General features: G+C 61.9%; 21 protein-coding genes. 8 read left to right on the forward strand and 13 right to left on the reverse strand.

Translation table 11 applies throughout. The features are described from left to right. Nucleotides 1-16: 16 nt before the first annotated feature. The 6 genes from ACFQND_RS04370 to ACFQND_RS04395 all read right to left on the reverse strand — a co-directional run bounded on the left by ACFQND_RS04370 (nt 17) and on the right by ACFQND_RS04395 (nt 6,214). Nucleotides 17-1,018, reverse strand: a complete 1,002-nt coding sequence (locus tag ACFQND_RS04370) for a recombination-associated protein RdgC (RefSeq protein ID WP_371437892.1) — start codon at nt 1,016-1,018, stop codon at nt 17-19. A 166-nt stretch (nt 1,019-1,184) separates the two neighbouring features. Then, nucleotides 1,185-1,739 carry an NUDIX hydrolase gene (locus tag ACFQND_RS04375; RefSeq protein ID WP_371437891.1) on the reverse strand — a complete coding sequence of 185 codons (555 nt, stop codon included), beginning with the start codon at nt 1,737-1,739 and terminating at the stop codon, nt 1,185-1,187. 223 nt (nt 1,740-1,962) lie between these two features. Continuing rightward, nucleotides 1,963-2,658 carry a fumarylacetoacetate hydrolase family protein gene (locus ACFQND_RS04380; RefSeq protein ID WP_371437890.1) on the reverse strand — a complete coding sequence of 232 codons (696 nt, stop codon included), beginning with the start codon at nt 2,656-2,658 and terminating at the stop codon, nt 1,963-1,965. Continuing rightward, nucleotides 2,655-3,749, reverse strand: a complete 1,095-nt coding sequence (gene gtdA, locus ACFQND_RS04385; protein ID WP_371437889.1) for a gentisate 1,2-dioxygenase — start codon at nt 3,747-3,749, stop codon at nt 2,655-2,657. The genes ACFQND_RS04380 and gtdA overlap by 4 nt, the downstream gene beginning before the upstream one ends. Nucleotides 3,750-3,758: 9 nt before the next feature. Beyond that, the gene (locus ACFQND_RS04390; protein WP_371437888.1) at nt 3,759-5,144 is read right to left on the reverse strand and encodes an FAD-dependent oxidoreductase; all 1,386 of its coding nucleotides are present in this window, start codon (nt 5,142-5,144) and stop codon (nt 3,759-3,761) included. 35 nt (nt 5,145-5,179) lie between these two features. Next, nucleotides 5,180-6,214 (reverse strand): Bug family tripartite tricarboxylate transporter substrate binding protein, encoded by a 1,035-nt coding sequence (locus tag ACFQND_RS04395; protein WP_371437887.1) that lies wholly within the window; start codon nt 6,212-6,214, stop codon nt 5,180-5,182. 197 nt (nt 6,215-6,411) lie between these two features. On the opposite strand from ACFQND_RS04395, the gene ACFQND_RS04400 reads away from it, so the two are divergent. After that, complete coding sequence (locus tag ACFQND_RS04400) at nt 6,412-6,861, forward strand: MarR family winged helix-turn-helix transcriptional regulator (RefSeq protein WP_371437886.1); 450 nt, start codon at nt 6,412-6,414, stop codon at nt 6,859-6,861. 18 nt (nt 6,862-6,879) lie between these two features. Here the strand turns inward: ACFQND_RS04400 and ACFQND_RS04405 are convergent, their stop codons facing one another. Then, complete coding sequence (locus tag ACFQND_RS04405; RefSeq protein WP_371437885.1) at nt 6,880-7,182, reverse strand: antibiotic biosynthesis monooxygenase family protein; 303 nt, start codon at nt 7,180-7,182, stop codon at nt 6,880-6,882. 520 nt (nt 7,183-7,702) lie between these two features. Here ACFQND_RS04405 and ACFQND_RS04410 point away from each other — a divergent pair. From ACFQND_RS04410 to ACFQND_RS04425, 4 genes are all read left to right on the forward strand, one after another. Then, a complete protein-coding gene (locus ACFQND_RS04410) occupies nt 7,703-8,239 on the forward strand; it encodes a hypothetical protein (RefSeq protein ID WP_371437884.1) in 537 nt (178 codons plus the stop codon). Between the two features lie 3 nt (nt 8,240-8,242). Further along, on the forward strand, nt 8,243-9,523 hold the full coding sequence (locus ACFQND_RS04415; protein WP_371437883.1) for an Hsp70 family protein: 1,281 nt from the start codon (nt 8,243-8,245) through the stop codon (nt 9,521-9,523). Nucleotides 9,524-9,576: 53 nt separating this feature from the next. Then, complete coding sequence (locus ACFQND_RS04420; protein WP_371437882.1) at nt 9,577-10,440, forward strand: alpha/beta hydrolase; 864 nt, start codon at nt 9,577-9,579, stop codon at nt 10,438-10,440. Between the two features lie 187 nt (nt 10,441-10,627). Then, nucleotides 10,628-11,089, forward strand: coding sequence for a DUF2721 domain-containing protein (locus tag ACFQND_RS04425; RefSeq protein WP_371437881.1), 462 nt, complete (start codon nt 10,628-10,630; stop codon nt 11,087-11,089). Nucleotides 11,090-11,193: 104 nt separating this feature from the next. Here ACFQND_RS04425 and feoB read toward each other — a convergent pair whose 3' ends face one another. Then, complete coding sequence (feoB, locus tag ACFQND_RS04430) at nt 11,194-13,101, reverse strand: ferrous iron transporter B (RefSeq protein WP_371437880.1); 1,908 nt, start codon at nt 13,099-13,101, stop codon at nt 11,194-11,196. Then, nucleotides 13,098-13,394, reverse strand: a complete 297-nt coding sequence (locus ACFQND_RS04435) for a FeoA family protein (protein ID WP_371437879.1) — start codon at nt 13,392-13,394, stop codon at nt 13,098-13,100. The genes feoB and ACFQND_RS04435 overlap by 4 nt, the downstream gene beginning before the upstream one ends. A 247-nt stretch (nt 13,395-13,641) precedes the next feature. Between ACFQND_RS04435 and ACFQND_RS04440 the strand changes: the two genes are divergently transcribed. Next, a complete protein-coding gene (locus ACFQND_RS04440) occupies nt 13,642-14,121 on the forward strand; it encodes an Lcl C-terminal domain-containing protein (RefSeq protein ID WP_371437878.1) in 480 nt (159 codons plus the stop codon). 17 nt (nt 14,122-14,138) lie between these two features. On the opposite strand, the gene ACFQND_RS04445 is transcribed toward ACFQND_RS04440, so the two are convergent. Beyond that, on the reverse strand, nt 14,139-15,173 hold the full coding sequence (locus ACFQND_RS04445) for an NADP-dependent oxidoreductase (RefSeq protein ID WP_371437877.1): 1,035 nt from the start codon (nt 15,171-15,173) through the stop codon (nt 14,139-14,141). Nucleotides 15,174-15,314: 141 nt separating this feature from the next. On the opposite strand from ACFQND_RS04445, the gene maiA reads away from it, so the two are divergent. Next, nucleotides 15,315-15,953 (forward strand): maleylacetoacetate isomerase, encoded by a 639-nt coding sequence (gene maiA / locus ACFQND_RS04450; RefSeq protein ID WP_371437876.1) that lies wholly within the window; start codon nt 15,315-15,317, stop codon nt 15,951-15,953. Nucleotides 15,954-15,974: 21 nt separating this feature from the next. Continuing rightward, entirely contained in the window at nt 15,975-16,787 is an 813-nt protein-coding gene (gene pgeF / locus ACFQND_RS04455; RefSeq protein ID WP_371437944.1) for a peptidoglycan editing factor PgeF, read from the forward strand. Between the two features lie 14 nt (nt 16,788-16,801). Here pgeF and ACFQND_RS04460 read toward each other — a convergent pair whose 3' ends face one another. From ACFQND_RS04460 to ACFQND_RS04470, 3 genes are read right to left on the reverse strand one after another with little or no spacing between them, the layout of a single operon-like run. Beyond that, nucleotides 16,802-17,461, reverse strand: a complete 660-nt coding sequence (locus ACFQND_RS04460) for a hypothetical protein (protein WP_371437875.1) — start codon at nt 17,459-17,461, stop codon at nt 16,802-16,804. A 1-nt stretch (nt 17,462) separates the two neighbouring features. Beyond that, entirely contained in the window at nt 17,463-17,984 is a 522-nt protein-coding gene (locus ACFQND_RS04465; protein WP_371437874.1) for a carboxymuconolactone decarboxylase family protein, read from the reverse strand. Between the two features lie 20 nt (nt 17,985-18,004). After that, nucleotides 18,005-18,997, reverse strand: coding sequence for a Bug family tripartite tricarboxylate transporter substrate binding protein (locus ACFQND_RS04470; protein WP_371437873.1), 993 nt, complete (start codon nt 18,995-18,997; stop codon nt 18,005-18,007). Between the last annotated feature and the right edge of the window lie 8 nt (nt 18,998-19,005).

The raw sequence follows: 19,005 nt of genomic DNA on the forward strand, positions 1-19,005 counted from the left end.
GCTGCGGCCCTCCCGGTTAACTTTCAATAAACGGTTTTTTCCCGGTGTCCATGGAGCTGCCGGGAGGGGCTTCTGTTTGCGGTGTCGATTCACCCCCGACCATTTCACCGCCCAATGCTTCCAGCAGGTCAGGGATCAGGGCCGACAGCTCGCCTGTCACGATGGCTGCATCGGTGTCGAAACCGTCGTCGTCCTTGCCCTTGTCCTGTACGCCGTCCAGCACCACGTCGAGCAGCTTGATCTTCTTCACCTGGCTCATGTCGGTGAGGACAAACGACACGCGGTCGTTCCAGGTCATGGCCAGCTGCGTGGGCACCTTGCCGGAAGCAATGTGCTGCGCGACTTCGTCGATCTCCAGTGTGTGGCGCGAGTAGCGGACGGTCGACTTCTGGTCGTCCGGCATCTTGAGTTCGCAGTCGCGGTCCACAGTGAAGCCAACTGGTGCATCGCGGCTGGAGAGCCAGTGCGCCATGGCCGTCGCGGCCGACATCGCGGTCTGCACGGGCCTGGCCATGATGCCCGGGCCGGAGGACTGGATTTCGCTCAGCGCCTCCACAAGAGCGCTCACCACCTTGTCGGCACCGGCAAGGCTGCCCGAGTCCACCGCGAGGATTTTGTTGACCGGGTCTATCCACAGTGTGGTTGCCGATTTTTTGGTGAAGGCCCGCGGCAGCAGGTCGAGGATGGCTTCTTCCTTGATTTCCTTTTTGACCTTGGAGCTGACACGCTCGTAGCCGGTTTCCTGCTTGTACCTTTCAATACGCTCCTCGACAGCGGCCTTGACGGCGGATGCCGGCAACGGGCGGCGCTCGGTGCACAGGCGCATGATGGCCTGGCGGCCCACGGCTTCGACGAGGACGGTGCTCTTGTTGCCGCGCGGGGGAACCCAGCCGCTGGACTCGGGTTGTGTGGCGCCGCAGGGCAGGAATTGGGCCTTCTGCAGGGCTTCTTCAAGCGCCTCGACGGGCGGCAGGACAAAGTCTTCGGCAATGCGGAAAAAGGTCGCAGTTTTGAACATGAATGGCGGGAGTGTTGGAAAAAACGAAACGGGGGGTGAGGAAAGAGCGGATGGCCGTGCGCCTGGAGAGGCTGGCAGGGCTGGTGAATCACAAGGCCGGCGCCTGAAATTCTAAGGGGCGTTTACGGCCCGCGTTGCAACGGTTTACCTTGAGGCCGGAAGCCGTTCACACGATGTCGACTTCATGGAAACCAAAGCGCCCCTGGCGGCGGTCGGCGAAGTACCGCTCCAGTGTTTCCTTGACGGTTTTGAAGGCGATTTCATCCCAGGGGATTTCTGATTCGGTGAAGAGCCTGGCTTCTATGGTTTCATGGCCGGGGTTGAACTCCGTGCCCAGCAGCCGGGCGCGGTAAAACAGATGAACCTGCCCGACGCGGACCACATTCATGACGGCAAACAGTCCCTGCATTTCGAACCGGGCGCCGGCTTCCTCGTCGGTTTCGCGGGCAGCCCCCTGTGCGGCGGTTTCGCCCAGCTCCATGAACCCGGCGGGCAGGGTCCATTTGCCCCAGCGCGGTTCGATATTGCGCTTGCAGAGCAGCACCTGGCCGCCGTCATCGCCCCACACAGGAACCGTGCCGACCACATTCAATGGGTTCTCGTAATGCACCGTGTTGCAGGCCGGGCAGACGGCGCGCAGTTTGGTGTCACCGTCATCCGGCAAGCGGTAAACGACAGCGGTACCGCAGACGCGGCAGTGTTTTAGCGGTGGACGATGCATCCGGCAAGTGTAGCGGCTTTGGTTTTCCGGATGCCCGGTACGGATGGCTGGATTTGTTTCTGGGTTGCTATTAAATATATAGCTGGTTGCGCGCTTGTATATTGGGCTACAGGCTTAAAGAGCGCAAAAAAAACCGGCGAAAGGCCGGTTTTTTCAAGGGGCACCGCAGAAAGACCTTCTGATGCCTCCCCATGGTTGGTGCTGATGCCGGAGCGAAGTCCTTTCAGGAAACCTTGACAGTCAACGTACCCAGGCCTGCAACGCCGCCAACCATGGTGTCTCCCGACACCACGGCAGCCACGCCTTCAGGCGTGCCGGTGTAAATCAGGTCGCCGGGTTGCAGTTCCCAGGCGGCCGACAGGTGTTCAATGGTCTCGGCAATGTTCCAGATCAGCTTGGAGACATTGCTTCTCTGGCGGTCCTTGCCGTCCACCTGGACATAAAGCTCGGCGTTGTTCACGTCGCCGGCCTGGGCCACGGGTGTGATGGGGCCAATCGGCGCGGAGTGGTCGTAGGCCTTGCCTATGCACCAGGGGCGGCCGGCTTTTTTCATCTCGTTTTGCAGGTCGCGGCGCGTCATGTCCAGGCCCACGGCATAACCGTAGATGTGCTTGTGCGCGTCTGCGGCCTTGATGTTTTTGCCGCCGGTGCCTATGGCCACCACCAGCTCGATCTCATGGTGCAGGTTTTTGGTCAGGCTGGGGTAGGGGATGCTGCCCGTGCTGCCGGCATCGACGACCACGATGGCGTCGGCTGGTTTCAGGAAGAAAAACGGCGGCTCGCGGCCGGTGAAGCCCATTTCCTTGGCGTGCTCTTCGTAGTTGCGGCCCACGCAGTAAATGCGGTGAACCGGGAAACGCTCTTTCAGGCCCACAACGGGGACCGAGACGGCGGCGGGAGGGGTGACTACAAAACTCATGACAACCTTTCTTCTCTGTGTATACCCAGTGCCTGATGCACCGGACGGTCTGAAAAACTGAACAGCACACAACCTGGCTGCGAACGCAGCTGTGCAGTGTGCCATGACGGGATCACAAAATGGTCGCGCGGGCCGAAATCGAAAGTCCAGGCCTTGCCGTCGCGCTCAATGCGCACGCTGCCCGAGCCCTCGACCACGCTGAACACCGCGCCATCGGTCTGGCGCCAGGGCTTGCCTGCAAAGCCGGCGGGCAGGCGCTGCATGAAGGTGGCCATGGTCGGCATGGGGGAGCCGCCTGTGGCCGGATTCACATAACGCAGCTTGACGCCGTCCCATGCATCGATGTCGGCATGGGTTTCCAGCTCGTGCAGGGTTTCGCGTGTGCGCTCATACGGGTAGCTGAAGATGGGTGAGGTCTGGCCGAACGGTGCGTCATAACGCATGGGCAGCATGTTGGCGCCGTAGCGGTGGCGGCTGATGTCCTGGGGCTTGGTCACGGCCTGGGATTTTTCGCTGCCGTTTTCGGCAAAACCGGCGTCAAAGAACTTCAGCATCGGAATGTCCAGGCCATCGAGCCAGACAACCGGTGCATCGGATTCGACCTGCCCATGGTGGCCATGGTCATGCCAGGTCCAGCTGGGGGTGATGATGAAGTCACCGGGCTTCATCTGGGTGCGCTCGCCGTCTACCGCGGTGTAGGCGCCATGGCCTTCAACGACAAAACGCAGCGCGCTTTGGGTATGGCGGTGGCTGGGTGCAATTTCGCCCGGCATGATGACCTGCAGCCCGGCATAAAGCGACTGCGTGATGCACGACTGGCCGCGCAGCGCGGGGTTTTCCAGGATCAGCACGCGGCGCACGGCCTCTTCGGCGGTGATGAGCTGGCCTGACTGCATCAGGTAGGGGTGCACGTCGGCGTATTTCCACAGCGCGGGCAGGCAGGGTGTGTTGGGCGACTGCGGCACCAGTGCGTGCAGCACTTCCCACAGCGGCGTCAAACTGTGCGTAGCGATGGCGTCGTAAAAAGCCTTGCGTGCTGCGCTGTCCGTGGCTGCCGTATGGCTGGCCTGGGGTGGGGGTGTCATGTCCATATGAGCTTTTTATGCCTTGTCATCGTCGAGGTAAACGCCGTCCTGCTGTAAGACCTGTTGCAGCAGGCGAACATCCGTATCTGCAAATGTCTGGCCGGCGGAAAGCTGTGCTGCCGCCGTACCTGCGGCCTGGCCCATCACAAAACAGCCGCCGCTGACGCGTGCCGCAGACTGGCCTTCGTGCGTCATGGAGGCGCAGCGTCCGGCCACCAGCAGGTTGTTGACGCCTGTGGGAACCAGCATGCGCCAGGGCAGGTCGTTGTAAACGCGGCCCTGCGTGGTGTCCCAGTTGCGCGGAAACTGCCAGTCGATGCGGCCTGCGGCGTGCAGTTCCATGGGCCAGGCGTTGATGCCTATGCTGTCGTCAAAACGGGCCGATGACAGGATGTCCTCGCCTGTCAGCACATACTCGCCCCGGATGCGGCGGGTTTCGCGTATGCCTATCTGTGCGGCGATGTCCACGATGGCCGATTGTTTAAAGCCCGGAACCTCATGCCGCAAAAAGCTGAAATACTCGGCGATCTGGCGCCGGCCTTCCCGCTCGCCGTCACTGAGCTGGCGTGCGTCGGTGGCATCCATGGCAGTGCCGCCGGCATTGCTTATCTGCGTGACGTTGGCGCGCCATTCGGTCGGATTCTTTTGCGGCCTGAGGATGGCGCCTTCGCGCGGGAAGTTGTAGCGGCCCGGCTCGCGCGCCTGGCTTTGTGCCATGAAGGTATTGATGGCCTTGAATTCGCCCACAGCGGCCAGTGCCTCGGGTGCGTCGACATGCCCGACACGAAACATGGTGGTCGGGAAAAGCCCGCTGCCGTGGCCGTCGCCCAACTCAAATGGCACGCCGGCAAAATGGGCGACGTCGGCATCGCCGGAGCAATCAATAAAGCGCTGTGCGCGTATTGCCTGCCGGCCGGACTTGGTCTCGACAATCAGCGCCGCTATCTTCGGGCCCTGCATGAGCACGGCCGCTGCCCAGGCGTGAAACAGCATTTCCACACCCGCAGCCGCCAGCAACTGGTCGGCACCGCATTTGAATGCAGAGACGTCGTAGGAGCGCACGCGGATACGGCCCTGCATGCCATCCTGCGGGGCATTAAGGCCGCCCAATGCATCTATGCGCTCCAGCAACTCGTCCACCACACCATGCACCACCTGCCGCATCTCGCCGTTCTTGCGGCCATACAGGCCCGCGAAGTTGGTCACACCGCCGGCGGTGCCCATGCCACCCAGGAAGCCGTAGCGCTCCACCAAAAGGACTTTTGCGCCATGTCTTGCCGCGCTGACACTGGCAGCCAGCCCGGACGGGCCGCCGCCCACGACCACCACGTCAAATTCGCCGTAGACGGGCAGGGTGCGTGCGGGTTCGGTGATGGTGTTCAAGTGGGATGAGGCGAGCATGCGAGTTAATCCAGTGAGCGAACGCGGGGGCACCATTACTCTATTTTTATGCCACGCATCGCAATGATGCCGCCCATGATGGCGGTTTCGCTGCGGATGCGGCTGAGCAGGCCGTCAGGCGAGGTGCCCACGGCCTGCCAACCCTGGTTGAACAGTTTCTGGCGGGTATCGTTGTCGCGGATGATTTTTGAGACTTCCTGGTTCAGGCGTGCCTTGGCTGCCTTGGACAGGTTGGCCGGGCCTATCAGCGCGGTCCAGACTTCCAGGTTGAAGTTGCGTACGTTGGCATCAGCCAGCGGCGGGATTTCCGGCGCCAGGGGGCTGCGTCCGCTGGTCAAGCCGATGGCCTTGAGTTTGCCTGCCTTGATCTGCGGCAATGCAATGCCGGGCGGGATCAACGCCATCTGGATCTGGCCGCCCAGCAAGGCGGTGACGACCTGCGGGTTGCCCTGATAGGGGATGTGCACGGCTGCGAGGTCGCCAGCCTTGGTCTTGAGCAGTTCCATGCCCAGGTGCCCGACCGAGCCGTTGCCGACCGAGCCGTAGTTCCATTTGTCACCCGCGTTGCGCGCTGCGTCAAAAAACGCAGTGCCGGAGGGCAGGTCGGGCGGTGCGACCAGCACCAGCGGCGCCGTGGCGATCAGTGAGATCGGTGTGAAGTCCTTGGCCGGGTCGTAAGGCAGCTTGGCGTATAGCAGTTTGGCGGAAGTCAGGTTGCCGTTGATGACGACACCCAGGGTGTGGTCGTCGGTGGCCTTGGCGACCTGGTCGGCTGCGATATTGCCGGACGCGCCGGGCTTGTTTTCAATGATGACCGGCTGCCCCAGCACCCTGGACAGGGGCTCTGCCAGCGTGCGTGCGGCCATGTCGGGCGTCGAGCCGCCGGGGAAGCCCACCAGGATACGGACGGGTTTGGTGGGCCAGGCAGCGGCTGTTTCCTGGTTTTTTGAGCCTTTTTGGGCTGAGGCCGCCAGCGGGAGCGCGCAGGCAGCTATTAAAACAGTAGCGTTCAGGGCGTTTCCCAGCATGCTGCGGCGTGTGGCGGGGGACAGTCGGGACGGTTTTTTCATGGAATTCTCCGGGTCTGTGGAATGAACCCGTTATTGGAACAGTTTTGACGGCTCGATGCCGTCGTACATCCACTTCAGCTCGGTATTAATGATAAGTATACTTATCATTAATAGCCTTGGTACATACCCTGAGCGCCCGGCAAATTCAGGGGAGGAGCCTGAAAGCGGTGCCGGGGTACCCTTAAACTACCCAGCCTATGGCAAAAAGTTTTAATTTCGTCGAATCCCCGGGGCACCTGATCCGCCGGGCTCAACAGCTCGCTGTCGCCATCTTCATGGACGAGACAGCAGGTTTTGACGTGACGCCCGTGCAGTTTGCCATCCTGAATGCCCTGATGGACGACCCCGGCGAGGACCAGATCACGCTGTCAGGCAGGGTCGCTTTTGACCCGGCCACCTTTGGCTCGGTGATTGGCCGGCTGGAGGCCAAGGGCTGGGTCAAGCGGGAGGCCGACCCGGGCGACAAGCGGCGCAAGCTGCTGTGGACCACCCCTGAGGGCGAGCAGGTTGCGCTGAAGATGAAACGTGCCGTGGGCCGCGCCCAGCTGCGCATCATGGGCCCGCTGGAGGGCGACGAAAAGGCTCAGTTGATGCTGCTGCTCGGCAAGCTGGTCAATGGGCTTGAAAAGGCCGATCCGCTGGCTTGATCGGCCGCGCCTGCCTGCTCAGGCTGATTTGGCCAGCAGGCTGAAATGTTCCACGGTGGGCGGACCCGCAAAAAACGGCCCAACGATGGCGCGCCAGTCGGCAAACGCCGGCGACTGGCGAAAATCGATGGTGTGGTTTTCCAGTGTCTCCCAGAAGATTTGCAGAACGTAACGCTCAGGGCTTTCAATGCCCTTGTTGACCTTGTAGCCCTGAAAGCCTTTGGCCTTGGAAATCACCTCCCTGACGCCGCGCTGTATGGCTTCATCAAAAGCGGCCTGCTGGCCAGGGTGAATGCGGATGTCGGCGAGTTCGAGAATCATGGGCTTTCCTGTGTGGCTGTATCGGTAGGGGCTGGTATTTTCCAATACCGGCCGGATGCCAACTCTACCGCCAAATCGTCCGGTGCCGCCGCTGGCCAGGCCTTGTAAGCCTGGCCTTACCTTTGGTGAGGCGCTTATCCCGCAGTTCTCAAAACAATGCCGGACTATGGTGAAGGTTCAACTTTCCAAAGGAGAAACCCCATGCCTCTTATCGCCTGGTTGCTCGGAGTTCCGCTCAGCGTCGTATTGATTTTGATGTTGCTGGGTGTCTTTTGACATATCGCTGAAACCCGGCTATTCAAGCGGGCGCAAGCCGGGCGCCCTTGGGCTTTTTATGGCCATCAGCACTTGGCGCAAGCCGTCAAGTGCTGTTTTTTTGGATCGTGCCCAGCACATCCTGCTGCGCTCATGCGGGTCTGCGCGATTTGGGTCTGTGATAGGGCAGGTGCGTGCGGGGGCCATGGTGACTGGCGACTAGAATTGCGCCTTCCCAAAATTCCCGCAACCGAGTGACCACGCATTGACCGACGCCCGCACCCCGCCGCCAGAAATATCGTCTGGTGTTTCTTCCTCCCCTACCGGCGACGCCAGAATCCAGGAAGCACGCCTGTGGTGCGGTGACGGCTGGACGGCCAAAGTCATCAAGAACGAGGACGACGACGGCTGGGCCGTGGCCATGATCAAGGACGGCGAGCCCGAGCCTGCCCTGGTGGGCCCCTGGACCATGGGACGCGATAAAAAGAATCCCAAGCCGCTGGACGGCAATGCCTTCAGCACGCTGGTCAAAACCGCATCCGAATTCGTGCGCAGGCATGAGCAGCAACTGCATGCGACGCTGCACCAGAGCATCACGGTGAGCACAAAATCAGAAGAGCGGGTCACCGTCTCGCTGGATATTGTTCCTGATGAAGACAACCCCCACGCGCTCCTTGGCGCGCAGGGCAATGATGGCGAACAGCTCGCGCAGGTGCGCGTGGCGCCGTCCTTCAAGCTCAACCGCGCCAGCGCGACGGCCTGGGTTGAGGGCGGCTTCGCAAAACCTGCTGAACGTGGTTAAACAGTGAGCGTACCAGCCGCCGCATGCGGGATTGACTTCGGCACTTCCAACTCCACCGCAGGCTGGAGCCGTCCCGGCCAGCCTGCAAATTCATCGCTTTTGCTGCCGCTTGAAGACGGCAAGCTGACCCTGCCATCGGTTGTTTTTTTTCATGCCGAGGACGAGCATGTTAGTTACGGCCGTGCCGGCCTGGCGGACTACCTGGCAGGGTACGAGGGGCGTTTGATGCGCTCGCTTAAAAGCCTGCTCGGCACATCCATGATTGATGAACATACGGAAGTCGCGGGCCGCGCGCTGCCGTTTCGCACCTTGCTGGCGCAGTTCATCGGTGAACTCAAGCGCCGCGCCGAACGCACCGCAGACCAGCCCTTTACCCGCGCGGTGCTGGGCCGGCCGGTGTTTTTTGTGGACGACGATGCCAAAGCCGACAAACAGGCTGAAAACACGCTGGCGGAAATTGCCCATTCGGTCGGGCTCAAGGACATCGCCTTCCAGTACGAACCGATTGCTGCGGCATTTGATTACGAATCGCAGATCGCACACGGTTCGCGTGAAGAGCTTGTGCTGGTGGTTGACATAGGCGGCGGCACTTCCGACTTCGCGCTGGTGCGGCTGGGGCGCGAGCGTGCCGGCAAAGCCGAGCGGCGCGACGACATCCTGGCCAGTGGCGGTGTGCACATAGGCGGCACGGACTTTGACAAATACCTGAGCCTGGCCAGCGTCATGCCCACCCTGGGCCTGGGCAGCCGGCTGCACAGCGGGCTGGAGATTCCTTCGGCCCAGTACTTCAACCTGGCGACCTGGCACACCATCAACCAGGCCTACACCAAAAAATCGTGGACTCAGATCAGCGACCTGCACCGCAGCGCGATTGAAAAAGACAAGCTTGAGCGCCTGCAGAACCTGGTGCGCGAGCGGGCCGGTCACTGGCTGGCGATGCAGGTCGAGGCCGGCAAGATCGCCTTGTCCGATGCGGCAGAAACCACCATGGACCTGGGACGCATCGCACCCGGCGAAACACTTGTGCTGCACCGGCCGGATTTTGACCGCGCCATTCACGGCCTGGTGAATACGGTGGAAAGCACGGTTTCAAACCTCCTGCGGGATGCGGGCATCCAGGCGGACGACGTGGATACCGTGTTTTTTACCGGCGGCTCCAGCGGCGTGCCCTTGCTGCGCGAGCGCATTTCCGCACTGTTGCCGCAGGCCCGGTCCGTCGAAGGCGACCGTTTCGGCAGCATAGGCAGCGGCCTGGCGCTGGATGCGCTGCGCAAGTTCGGCTAAGGTCTGATTTGTTTTTGCAGTTGACGGCAAGCTGCGCTGGAGTTTCTGACACCGTGAAACGCTTTCTTCCCTTGTTTGCATGTGTATGGTTTCTGGCCGCCTGCAGCAGCGTGCCGGAACCCCGGGCGAGAATTCAGCAGGCTGATGCGCTGGCCGCGAGCAAGGGCTGGTTGCCGTCACCGGTCAATGCGGGTGTGTTCCGGCTGATGCGCTATACGCCAGCGGCCTACGTCGCAGGAGACCAGCTGACGGTCTACATCGAGGGTGACGGCCTGGCCTGGATCAATGGCCAGCAGCCTTCGTCGGACCCCACGCCGATTAATCCGCTGGCATTGCGACTGGCCCTGGCGCATCCCGGGGGCAATGCCGCTTATCTGGGCCGCCCCTGCCAGTACGTGGGTGCCGATAGCGCGGGCTGTGCCGAGCGCTACTGGACATACCAGCGTTTTGCGCCAGAAGTGATTGAGGCTTCCAGCCAGGCGCTGGACAGCCTGAAGAAGCAGTTCTCTGCAAAAAAGATCACCCTGGTGGGCTATTCGGGCGGTGCGGCTGTGGCGCTGCTGCTTGCGGCGCGCCGGTCAGACATCGCGCAAGTGATCACTGTCGCGGGTAATCTGGACCACCAGTCGTGGACGCGGATGATGAGGGTGGAAGCACTGGCTGGCTCCCTCAATCCTGCGGATGTCACAGGCCAGTTGCAGAACATCCGGCAAACGCATTTTGCCGGCGCCGGGGATCGCACAGTCCCGGCTGCGTTGATTATTGATTTCTCAAAACGTTTTCCATCGGGCAAACAGCCTGTGGTGATCGTCAAACCCGACTATGGCCATGCCTGCTGCTGGGCGGAAAACTGGCCCCAGCTCCTTCGGGAGGCGGAGGCCCTCCCAGGGCAAGCTTCCGGTTCAGAAAAAATGTGATGCAGGCGAGGGCGCGGGCAGATGCCAGCACCCGCAGGCACCTGCAAAAGCCTCTGACATGCACATACACTTGGGCTGGAAAAATCAATAACAAACACAAGCTGAATATGCGCAGTAAACCGGCCTCCGTGCCCAGTTCCTCTCTATCGTTACGGTTGGCCAGCCTGCTTGCGGCGAGGAGCCTCAGATGAACTTTGCGACTGACCTTTCAACTGTCACGCACGGCATACAGCTGGCTGTGGCGCCCGTGTTTCTCTTGACGGCGGTTTCCGGAATGATTGGCGCCGTGGCGGGCCGGCTTGCCCGCATCATCGACCGCGCGCGTTTCCTGGAAAACCGGCTTGAGGATGGCGACGTGGCGCGGCCGCGCGCCCTGAAGATGTACGCCGAACTGCGGGCGCTCAGGCACCGCGGATGGCTGGTCAACAGCTGCCTGGCCTTGCTGACTTTTTGCGCCATGCTGATCGGCTTCACCATTATTTTGCTGTTTCTGGGCGAGACCGCCGAGCTGGCGATACTGAAAGTCGCGACCATCTCCTTTTTGTCCGGCGTGGTGTGTTTTCTCGCGGCGCTGGTTTGCTTCCTGGCTGAAACCATGCTGGCCACGCGCCTGCTCAGGTTTGCCGAGTTACCTGCCAAAGAAGGCTAGTTTTATATAAAAATGGCCTGTGGCCACCGTGCAGCGGGCGCGGCGAGCTATTAAAAGAGTAGCGTTGGATATCGCCCCGGCCCGCCTGCGGGCGCAACCCCGAGCTACCCGCCCGCGCCAAACGCCAGCGCCACGCGGTAAGTCACAAAGGAGGCCAGGTAGGCGAGTGCAAAAAGGTAGCCGGCAACTATCAGTGGCATGGTCCAGCCGTTGGTCTCGCGCTTGATGGTTGCCAGTGTTGACAGGCACTGCGGTGCAAAAACGTACCAGGCGAGCAGCGAGAGCGCGGTGGCCAGGCTCCAGGTTTGTGCAATCAGCGGCGTCAGTGCCTGCGCCGTGTCGTTGGCTGTCGCCGACAGGGCGTAGACGGTACCCAGCGAGCTGACAGCCACTTCGCGGGCTGCCAGTCCAGGGACCAGTGCAATGCTGATCTGCCAGTTGAAGCCAATAGGCTCAAACACCACCGCGAGTGCGCGGCCCAGGGTGCCTGCCAGGCTGTACTCGATGGCGGGCCGGGTGGCGCCTTCCGGTGCGCCCGGAAAGCTGGCCAGAAACCACAGGGCAATGGTCAGCACCAGGATCACGCCGCCCACCCGTTTCATGAAGATGGCCACACGTTGCCACAAACCTATGCCCACGTTGCGTATGTTCGGCAGGTGGTAGTTGGGCAGCTCCATCATCAGAGTGCGAGCCTGGCCGCGGGTTGTGAAGCGCTTGAGGACCCAGGCCACAAGCAGCGCGCCCAGAATGCCGGCGACGTACAGGGTAAACAACACCAATCCCTGCAGGTCCAGCAGGCCCCAGACTTCACGGCGTGGGATGAACGCACCTATGAGCAGCGCATAAACCGGCAGCCGCGCCGAGCAGGTCATGAGCGGCGCGATCATGATGGTCACCAGCCGGTCGCGCGGGTTGGCAATGGTGCGGGTCGCCATGATGCCGGGAATGGCGCAGGCAAAACTCGACAGCAGGGGGATAAACGAGCGCCCCGACAGGCCGACGCCGCCCATCAGGCGGTCCAGCAAGAATGCTGCGCGCGGCAGGTAGCCGGACTCCTCCAGCACCAGGATAAAAAAGAACAGGATGATGATTTGCGGCAGGAACACCACGACACCACCTGCGCCGGCAATCACGCCGTCCACGATCAGGCTTCTGACCCAGCCCATGACGCCGGTGTCAGGCAGCAGCGTGCCCACCATGGCGCCCAGCCAGTCGCTGGCGGCCTTGATCGCATCCATCGGTGCGACTGACCAACTGAAGACCGCCTGGAAAATCAGGAACAGCACCGTGGCCAGCAGGATGGGCCCGAATACCGGATGCAGCACAACGCGGTCAATGCGGTCGCTCATGGTGTGCGGGATCAGCTCATCCAGCGCCAGCCGTTTCAGGATGCCGCGTACTGTGTCATGGTCGGCATCGGTTGCATGGCTTGGGGGCGCATCCGTGTTTGCTGCTGCAGAAGCAGGGCGTTGCCACAGGCTCGGGTCGTCGAGCAGGGTGCGCAGTTCGGTGTCGCCGCCGCCCTTGGTGCCGACGGTGCCGACCACGGGCACACCCAGCTCACGCGCAAGCGCTGCAGTGTTTACCGTCAGGCCCCTTGCCTTTGCCAGGTCCTGCATGTTGACTGCCACGACACAGGGCAGGCCCAGGCGTTTGACGGCCAATACCAGGCGCAGGCTGCGCCGCAGGTTGGTGGCATCCACCACACAGACGACCAGGTCGGGGCGTTTCTCGCCTTTCGCCCGGCCATACAACACATCATGGGTCACGCGTTCGTCCGGCGAGCGCGGATGCAGGCTGTAGGTGCCCGGCAAATCGAGCACGCGCAGCGCCTTGCCTGCCGCGGTGGTCAGCTTGCCTTCCTTGCGCTCCACCGTCACGCCGGCGTAGTTGGCCACTTTCTGGCGGCTGCCCGTCAGCAGGTTAAACAAGGCGGTTTTGCCGCAGTTCGGGTTGCCCACCAGCGCCAGCAGGGGGCCGCCGGGGTAAAAGTGGATGATGGCTTCGTTCATGTCGCGGCCCCGTTTGCCACGGGCGTCACGCGCACACAAGCTGCTTCAACAAGGCGCAAGGCAAAGGTTGACAGGCCCACGCGTACCACCAGCGGGTCCCCTCCGGGCAGGCCACGCGCCATGATCGCGACGCGCTCTCCTGCCAGGAATCCAATGTCTTCCAGCTGTGTGGCCCATTCCGGCGCCCCTGACGGTGCCACCACGTGGTTGACTGTAAAGACGTCGCCCGTGGCGGCGTCGGCGAGCGACAGGTGGGTCGGTTGCGCGGGGATCAATTTCTGGGGCTGTTTCATAAAAATCCAGCCATCGTGCCGTCGATGGCAGCATGGGCTGGTTCTGAATCTTAAACGATAACCATTCTCATATAAATATGGCTTTTACATTCACCCATATGGCGATGTGGCCGGGTGGGCTGCCGGCATACGGGGTAAGTATTACCCGCTAGGTAGCTTCCCTCTGCCTGCGGGAGGGCAATGTATCTAGCATCACGGCTGTTCAGGTTTGGCTTTGTGTCTGTGGAGGACTCTGATGCGGATTTCAATGACAAGGGTAGCGGGTTGGGGTTTGTTGCTCGCGGGCGCGGCCTGCTCGCCCGTATTTGCGCAGGAGCGCTACACCGCGTCTGCCGATGGCCAGGAGATCACGGACAGCAAAACCGGCCTGACCTGGCGGCGTTGTGTGGAGGGCATGGCCTGGAAGGCGCGTACCTGCAGCGGGCAGGCCACATTCTTTAACCAGACAGACGCCGCCTTGCGCGCCAAGAGCGCATCGGCCGGCGGGACGGAGTGGCGCTTGCCTGTCCTGAAGGAGCTCTCCAGCATTGTTTCCGTGCGCGAGGCGGAAGAGGGCAAGGCTGCGATTGACCCTGTGGTGTTCCCGGGCACGCCTGTGGCCCGTTTCTGGACCTCCAGCAGCACCGGGCCGGGTTACTTTACCTTTGTCAGTTTCAGCGACGGCAGTGCCGGGGAAAGCCCGCGCGGCACGCCAGGCGGCGTGCGCCTGGTCCGCGGCGGCAAATAAGCCCGGCAGGCCGGCTTTTATTCCTTGGCGACCTGCAACACCAGCTTGCCGAAGTTTTCGCCGTTGAAGAGCTTGAGCAGCGCCTCGGGGAAGTTTTCCAGGCCAACGACCACGTCTTCCCGGCTTTTCATGGTGCCGGCTTTCAGGTAAGCCGCCATTTCCGCTATGCCGACGTGGTAGCGGTCGGCGTAGTCAAACACCACAATGCCTTCCATGCGTGCACGGTTGACCAGCAGGGACAGGTAGTTGGCCGGCCCCTTGACGGGCGTGGTGTTGTTGTACTGGCTGATGGCGCCGCAGATGATGATGCGGGCGCCGCGTGTGATTTTGGCCAGCACCATATCAAGGATTTCACCGCCCACGTTGTCAAAATAAATGTCAACTCCCTTGGGGCAATGCTCCTTCAACCCGGCGCGGACATCGCTGTTTTTGTAGTCTATGCAGGCGTCAAAGCCGAGCTCGTTCACCACCCAGTCGCACTTGGCCTTGCCGCCGGCAATACCGACCACGCGGCAGCCCTTGAGTTTGGCGATTTGCCCGACGGTCTGGCCCACGGCCCCGGCCGCGCCCGACACCACGACGGTTTCACCGGCCTTGGGCAGGCCGACTTCCAGCAGGCCGAAGTAGCCGGTCATGCCGGGCATGCCCAGCACATTGAGCCATGTCGTGAGGCCTGCGCTTGGGTCGATCTTGAACATGCCGCTGCGCTTGAGCTGCTCCTGCGGGACCAGGCAATACTCCTGCACATCCAGCCCGGCGCTCACATAGTCGCGCACGGCAAAGGCCGGGTTCTGCGAAGCGATGACTTTGCCCACGCCGCCGGCCCGCATGACGGCGCCGATTTCAACCGGCGGGATGTAGCTTTTGCCTTCGTTCATCCAGCCGCGCATGGCCGGGTCCAGCGACAGGTACAGCGTTTTGACCAGCACACCGCCGGGGCCTGGTTCGGCCACTGGCTCGGTGGTGAAACTCCAGTTGGCGCGCGTGGGCAGGCCCACAGGGCGGCTGGCCAGGCGGACCTGGTGGTTGCTGAGAGTGCTGATGGTGCTCATGGGTGTGTCTCCACTGAAACGGGTTGTTGCAAACAGGTGCAGATGCGTAGCGGATGGTAGGGTGCCAGCGCATGGCGGCCAGTCGCGCAGGCTCTAAGGCAGGCCCCTCCAGAACCGGGCTTTTCAGTTTATGCTTTCGCCATGAAACTTCACAACTATTTCCGCTCGTCCGCATCCTTTCGCGTCCGCATTGCACTGGCCCTCAAGGGTTTGAGTTATGAATACATCCCCGTGCACATTGCCAGGGGCGACCACAAAAAAGAAGCTTATGCCGCGCTGGCCGCCGACACGCTGGTGCCGCTGCTTGAGGTCGATGGCGAAAAGCTCTCGCAGTCCATGGCCATCATCGAATACCTTGATGAAAAACACCCCACGCCCGCGCTGCTGCCGGCTGACCCCGTGGGCCGTGCCAAGGTGCGCGCGCTAGCCCAGTCGATTGCCTGCGAAATCCATCCCATCAACAACCTGCGCGTGCTCAAGTACCTGGTCAGGGAACTGAAGGTCGAGGAAGAGGCCAAAAACACCTGGTACCGCCACTGGTGCCGCGAGGGACTGGAAGCATTCGAGCGCCAGCTCAATCAACTGCCGGCTTCCACCTATTGCTACGGCAACACCCCCACGATGGCCGATTGCTGCCTGGTGCCGCAAATCTTCAATGCCCAGCGCTTTAACGTGAATCTCGATGGGCTGCCGCGCACCATGGCTGCGTTCGACGCCGCGATGGCGCTGCCGGCTTTCCAGGCGGCCCAGCCTTCGGCCTGTCCTGACTTTGAAGCCTGATCACATCATCAGGTGAGCAGCTTGCATAAGGACTGGCTGATCCCCGACTGGCCTGCGCCTTCAAACGTGCGGGCCGTTTTCACCACACGTCATGGTGGCGTTTCAAATATGCCCTATGACAGCATGAACCTCGGCGACCACGTTGGTGATGCCCCGGAGCATGTCGCGGCCAACCGTGCTCTGCTGCAGGACGCTACCGGCGCGCGCGCGGTATTTCTGAAGCAGGTTCACGGTAATGAGGTGCTGGCGCTGGATGCAGCGACGCCGGACGGCGGGCAGGCCGACGCCTGCGTGACGGCGCAGCGGCATGTCGCCTGCACCATCATGGTGGCGGATTGTTTGCCGGTGCTGCTGACCAATGAGGACGGCACGGCGGTGGCTGCAGCGCATGCCGGCTGGCGCGGCCTGGCCGGGGACGCCAGTCAGGGCCATAAAGGCATTTTGGCGTCTTTTTATGAGTCTTTTAGTGCTGTGGCCGGCGTGCAGAGCTCGCAACCAGCTATCAAAACAATAGCGTGGCTGGGTCCGTGCATCGGGCCTTCTGCATTTGAAGTTGGCGCTGAAGTCAAGGCCGCGTTTGAAGCCGGCCACGCAGATGCCGGCCGGTTCTTCGTGGCCAAAGGTGGCAGCAAGTATTTTGCGGATTTGCCCGGGCTTGCGCGCATGCGCCTGCAGGCGCTGGGTATCACACAGGTTTACGGTAACGATGGCAGTGCACCCTGGTGCACGGTGAGCAATTTTTCAAACTTCTTCTCGCACAGGCGTGATGCAGGACCAGCCGGCAATGGCTTTGGTACCACGGGCCGCATGGCGGCCTGTATCTGGCTGGCCTGAGCCCGGCGCGAGCATCAGTTGCGTTGCGTTGAATCAAGCAGCAACGTGAACATCGTGCGAATCGTGTTGGTAAAGCGCGGCCGCATGCGGCTGCTCCATTCGGTGCCGCGTATGGCCAGCCATGGGGGCGAGCCCAGTGTTTCCTCCGTCACAAGGTCGTAGCAGGCCAGCGACAGCGGGCCATGGTCGTGGTTCAGGAAACGGCTGGCGCTGACACAGCCGGGCACCGTCGCCAGGCCGGGCATGTGTTCGGTGTCGTACCACTCTGACAGTTCGGGCATCCAGCCGGATTCAGGGTCCATCTCGACGGTGTAGTGAAAAACCGTTTTGGCACTTGCCGATGCGCCGGCGATGGCAAAAACCTGTTCCAGCCGCGAAACCCGCACATCCTGCAACAGGGGCCACTTCGTTCTCAGCGAAGTGGCCAGCGCATTGGCTGCGGATTTTTCAACCGGTGTGCGCTTGTCAAAATGCAGGTAGGCGTAAAGCGTGCCGTGATCTTTCGACAAGGCTGCGTGTACAGGCCTGTCGGCGTGCGGCGCAGCGCTGTGAAGGTGCTGCAGCAGTGCCGGCAGCAAGGCCTGCGCGCCTGCAGGCAGCGTGAGCTGCACCAGCAAGGCGTCCGTGGGGATGGGCTCAGCCGCTGTGCCGGGTGTTGCGGTGGCGTTCGCCATGTCAATGCCCTATCCTGAACGCACTGAGAAAACGGGAGACCATGTTGTAGGAGGCAATGGTTGCCACCAGGTCCACCATCTGCTGGTCGCTGAAGTGGGACTTTGCCTCGGCAAACACGTCGTCGGGCACATCGATGTCGCGCGTCATGGTGTCGGTCAACCGGATGACATGGCGCTCCTGCGCGGAAAATGCGGTGTTCAGCTGCATATCCCCGTTATCCCTCAGTGCCTCGATTTTGTCCTGCGACATGCCTGCCTTGAGCGCATGCGGCACATGCGCTTCAAACTCATAGGGCGCACGGTTAAGCACGGCCACGCGCAGTATGACCATTTCGCGCAGGTCGGCGGGCAGGCTGCTGCGGTTGCGCACGGCTGTCAGAAGCTGCTCCCAGCCCTGCGCCAGCGGCGGGCTGTTCAGCAAGACCTGGTAAAGCAGCGACACACGGCCGCGCTCCGCAGTGATTCCGGCCTCAATGGCGGCAAGCTCGGGCCGGCTGCCCGGCGTGATCGGTGAAATTCGCATTTGCGTCACGTTGCAACGGCCTATTCAGGTTTGATCTGTTTGTCGCGGATGACCTTGCCCCATTTGGCCGTGTCGTTTTTCATGAGCAATGCAAGTTCCGCCGGGCTGGATGCAGAGGGCTCTGCCCCGGAGGCCATCAGCTTTGAGCGCACGCCTTCATTGGCCAGCGTGCGCCTGACAGCCAGGTTGAGGCGGGCCACATCTGCAGTCGGTGTGCCCTTGGTACTGAACAGCGCATACCAGTTGTCGGAGTCCACACCGGGCATGCCCATTTCCTTGAAGGTCTTGACGTCCGGCAGCAGGGGGTGGCGTTTGGGGGATGCAATGCCTATGGGCTTGAGTTTGCCGGCCTTGATAAAACCGACCAGGCCGGGGATGTCGCCGAAAAAGCCGTCCACGTGCCCTGCAATCACGTCGGTGATGGCGGGTGCCGCGCCCTTGTAGGGCACATGCACAAGCTTGGCCTTGCTGACATCTGCCAGCAGTTCCATGGCCAGGTGCGGCACGCTACCCGTGCCCGACGATGCCATGGTGGCGCCTTCCTTGCGTTTTTTGGCGTTGGCGACAAATTCAGCGCCGTTGTTGGCCGGGTTGTTAGCGCCGACCACCAGCAGCTCCACGTTGTTGACGACCAGTGAGATCGGTGCCAGATCGCGCACCGGATCGTAGGGAAGTTTGTCGTAGAGCGGCGGGTTGATGGCCACGGCGCCCACACTGGTGAGCCAGAGCGTACTGCCGTCCGGTGTGGCCCGTGCCACGTATTCAGCCGCAATGGCGCCGTTGGCTCCGGCCCTGTTTTCAATGATCACCTGCGTGCCAAGTTCCTTGCCAAGCTGCTCGCCCATGGTGCGGGCCACAAAATCAACCGGGCCGCCGGGCGGGAAGGCCACGACCAGGCGGGTGATTTTGGCCTGTGCCATTGCCGGCAGTGCAAAGCCGGCCGAGAGCGCCAGGGTTGCGGCGGCTGCCATCAGGGTGATTGCATTTCTGCGGGTGTTGTCTCGTTTGCGCATGGTTTTTC

It is taken from the genome of Polaromonas aquatica, assembly GCF_042659145.1.
GTDB lineage: Bacteria > Pseudomonadota > Gammaproteobacteria > Burkholderiales > Burkholderiaceae_C > Polaromonas > Polaromonas aquatica.

Excerpts from the sequence above, each read along its gene's own strand:
- ACFQND_RS04370 (WP_371437892.1), bottom strand. The coding sequence starts at position 1,018 with ATGTTCAAAACTGCGACCTTTTTCCGCATTGCCGAAGACTTTGTCCTG.
- ACFQND_RS04375 (WP_371437891.1), bottom strand. The coding sequence starts at position 1,739 with ATGCATCGTCCACCGCTAAAACACTGCCGCGTCTGCGGTACCGCTGTC.
- ACFQND_RS04380 (WP_371437890.1), bottom strand. The coding sequence starts at position 2,658 with ATGAGTTTTGTAGTCACCCCTCCCGCCGCCGTCTCGGTCCCCGTTGTG.
- gtdA (WP_371437889.1), bottom strand. The coding sequence starts at position 3,749 with ATGGACATGACACCCCCACCCCAGGCCAGCCATACGGCAGCCACGGAC.
- ACFQND_RS04390 (WP_371437888.1), bottom strand. The coding sequence starts at position 5,144 with ATGCTCGCCTCATCCCACTTGAACACCATCACCGAACCCGCACGCACC.
- ACFQND_RS04395 (WP_371437887.1), bottom strand. The coding sequence starts at position 6,214 with ATGAAAAAACCGTCCCGACTGTCCCCCGCCACACGCCGCAGCATGCTG.
- ACFQND_RS04400 (WP_371437886.1), top strand. The coding sequence starts at position 6,412 with ATGGCAAAAAGTTTTAATTTCGTCGAATCCCCGGGGCACCTGATCCGC.
- ACFQND_RS04405 (WP_371437885.1), bottom strand. The coding sequence starts at position 7,182 with ATGATTCTCGAACTCGCCGACATCCGCATTCACCCTGGCCAGCAGGCC.
- ACFQND_RS04425 (WP_371437881.1), top strand. The coding sequence starts at position 10,628 with ATGAACTTTGCGACTGACCTTTCAACTGTCACGCACGGCATACAGCTG.
- feoB (WP_371437880.1), bottom strand. The coding sequence starts at position 13,101 with ATGAACGAAGCCATCATCCACTTTTACCCCGGCGGCCCCCTGCTGGCG.
- ACFQND_RS04435 (WP_371437879.1), bottom strand. The coding sequence starts at position 13,394 with ATGAAACAGCCCCAGAAATTGATCCCCGCGCAACCGACCCACCTGTCG.
- ACFQND_RS04440 (WP_371437878.1), top strand. The coding sequence starts at position 13,642 with ATGACAAGGGTAGCGGGTTGGGGTTTGTTGCTCGCGGGCGCGGCCTGC.
- ACFQND_RS04445 (WP_371437877.1), bottom strand. The coding sequence starts at position 15,173 with ATGAGCACCATCAGCACTCTCAGCAACCACCAGGTCCGCCTGGCCAGC.
- maiA (WP_371437876.1), top strand. The coding sequence starts at position 15,315 with ATGAAACTTCACAACTATTTCCGCTCGTCCGCATCCTTTCGCGTCCGC.
- ACFQND_RS04460 (WP_371437875.1), bottom strand. The coding sequence starts at position 17,461 with ATGGCGAACGCCACCGCAACACCCGGCACAGCGGCTGAGCCCATCCCC.
- ACFQND_RS04465 (WP_371437874.1), bottom strand. The coding sequence starts at position 17,984 with ATGCGAATTTCACCGATCACGCCGGGCAGCCGGCCCGAGCTTGCCGCC.
- ACFQND_RS04470 (WP_371437873.1), bottom strand. The coding sequence starts at position 18,997 with ATGCGCAAACGAGACAACACCCGCAGAAATGCAATCACCCTGATGGCA.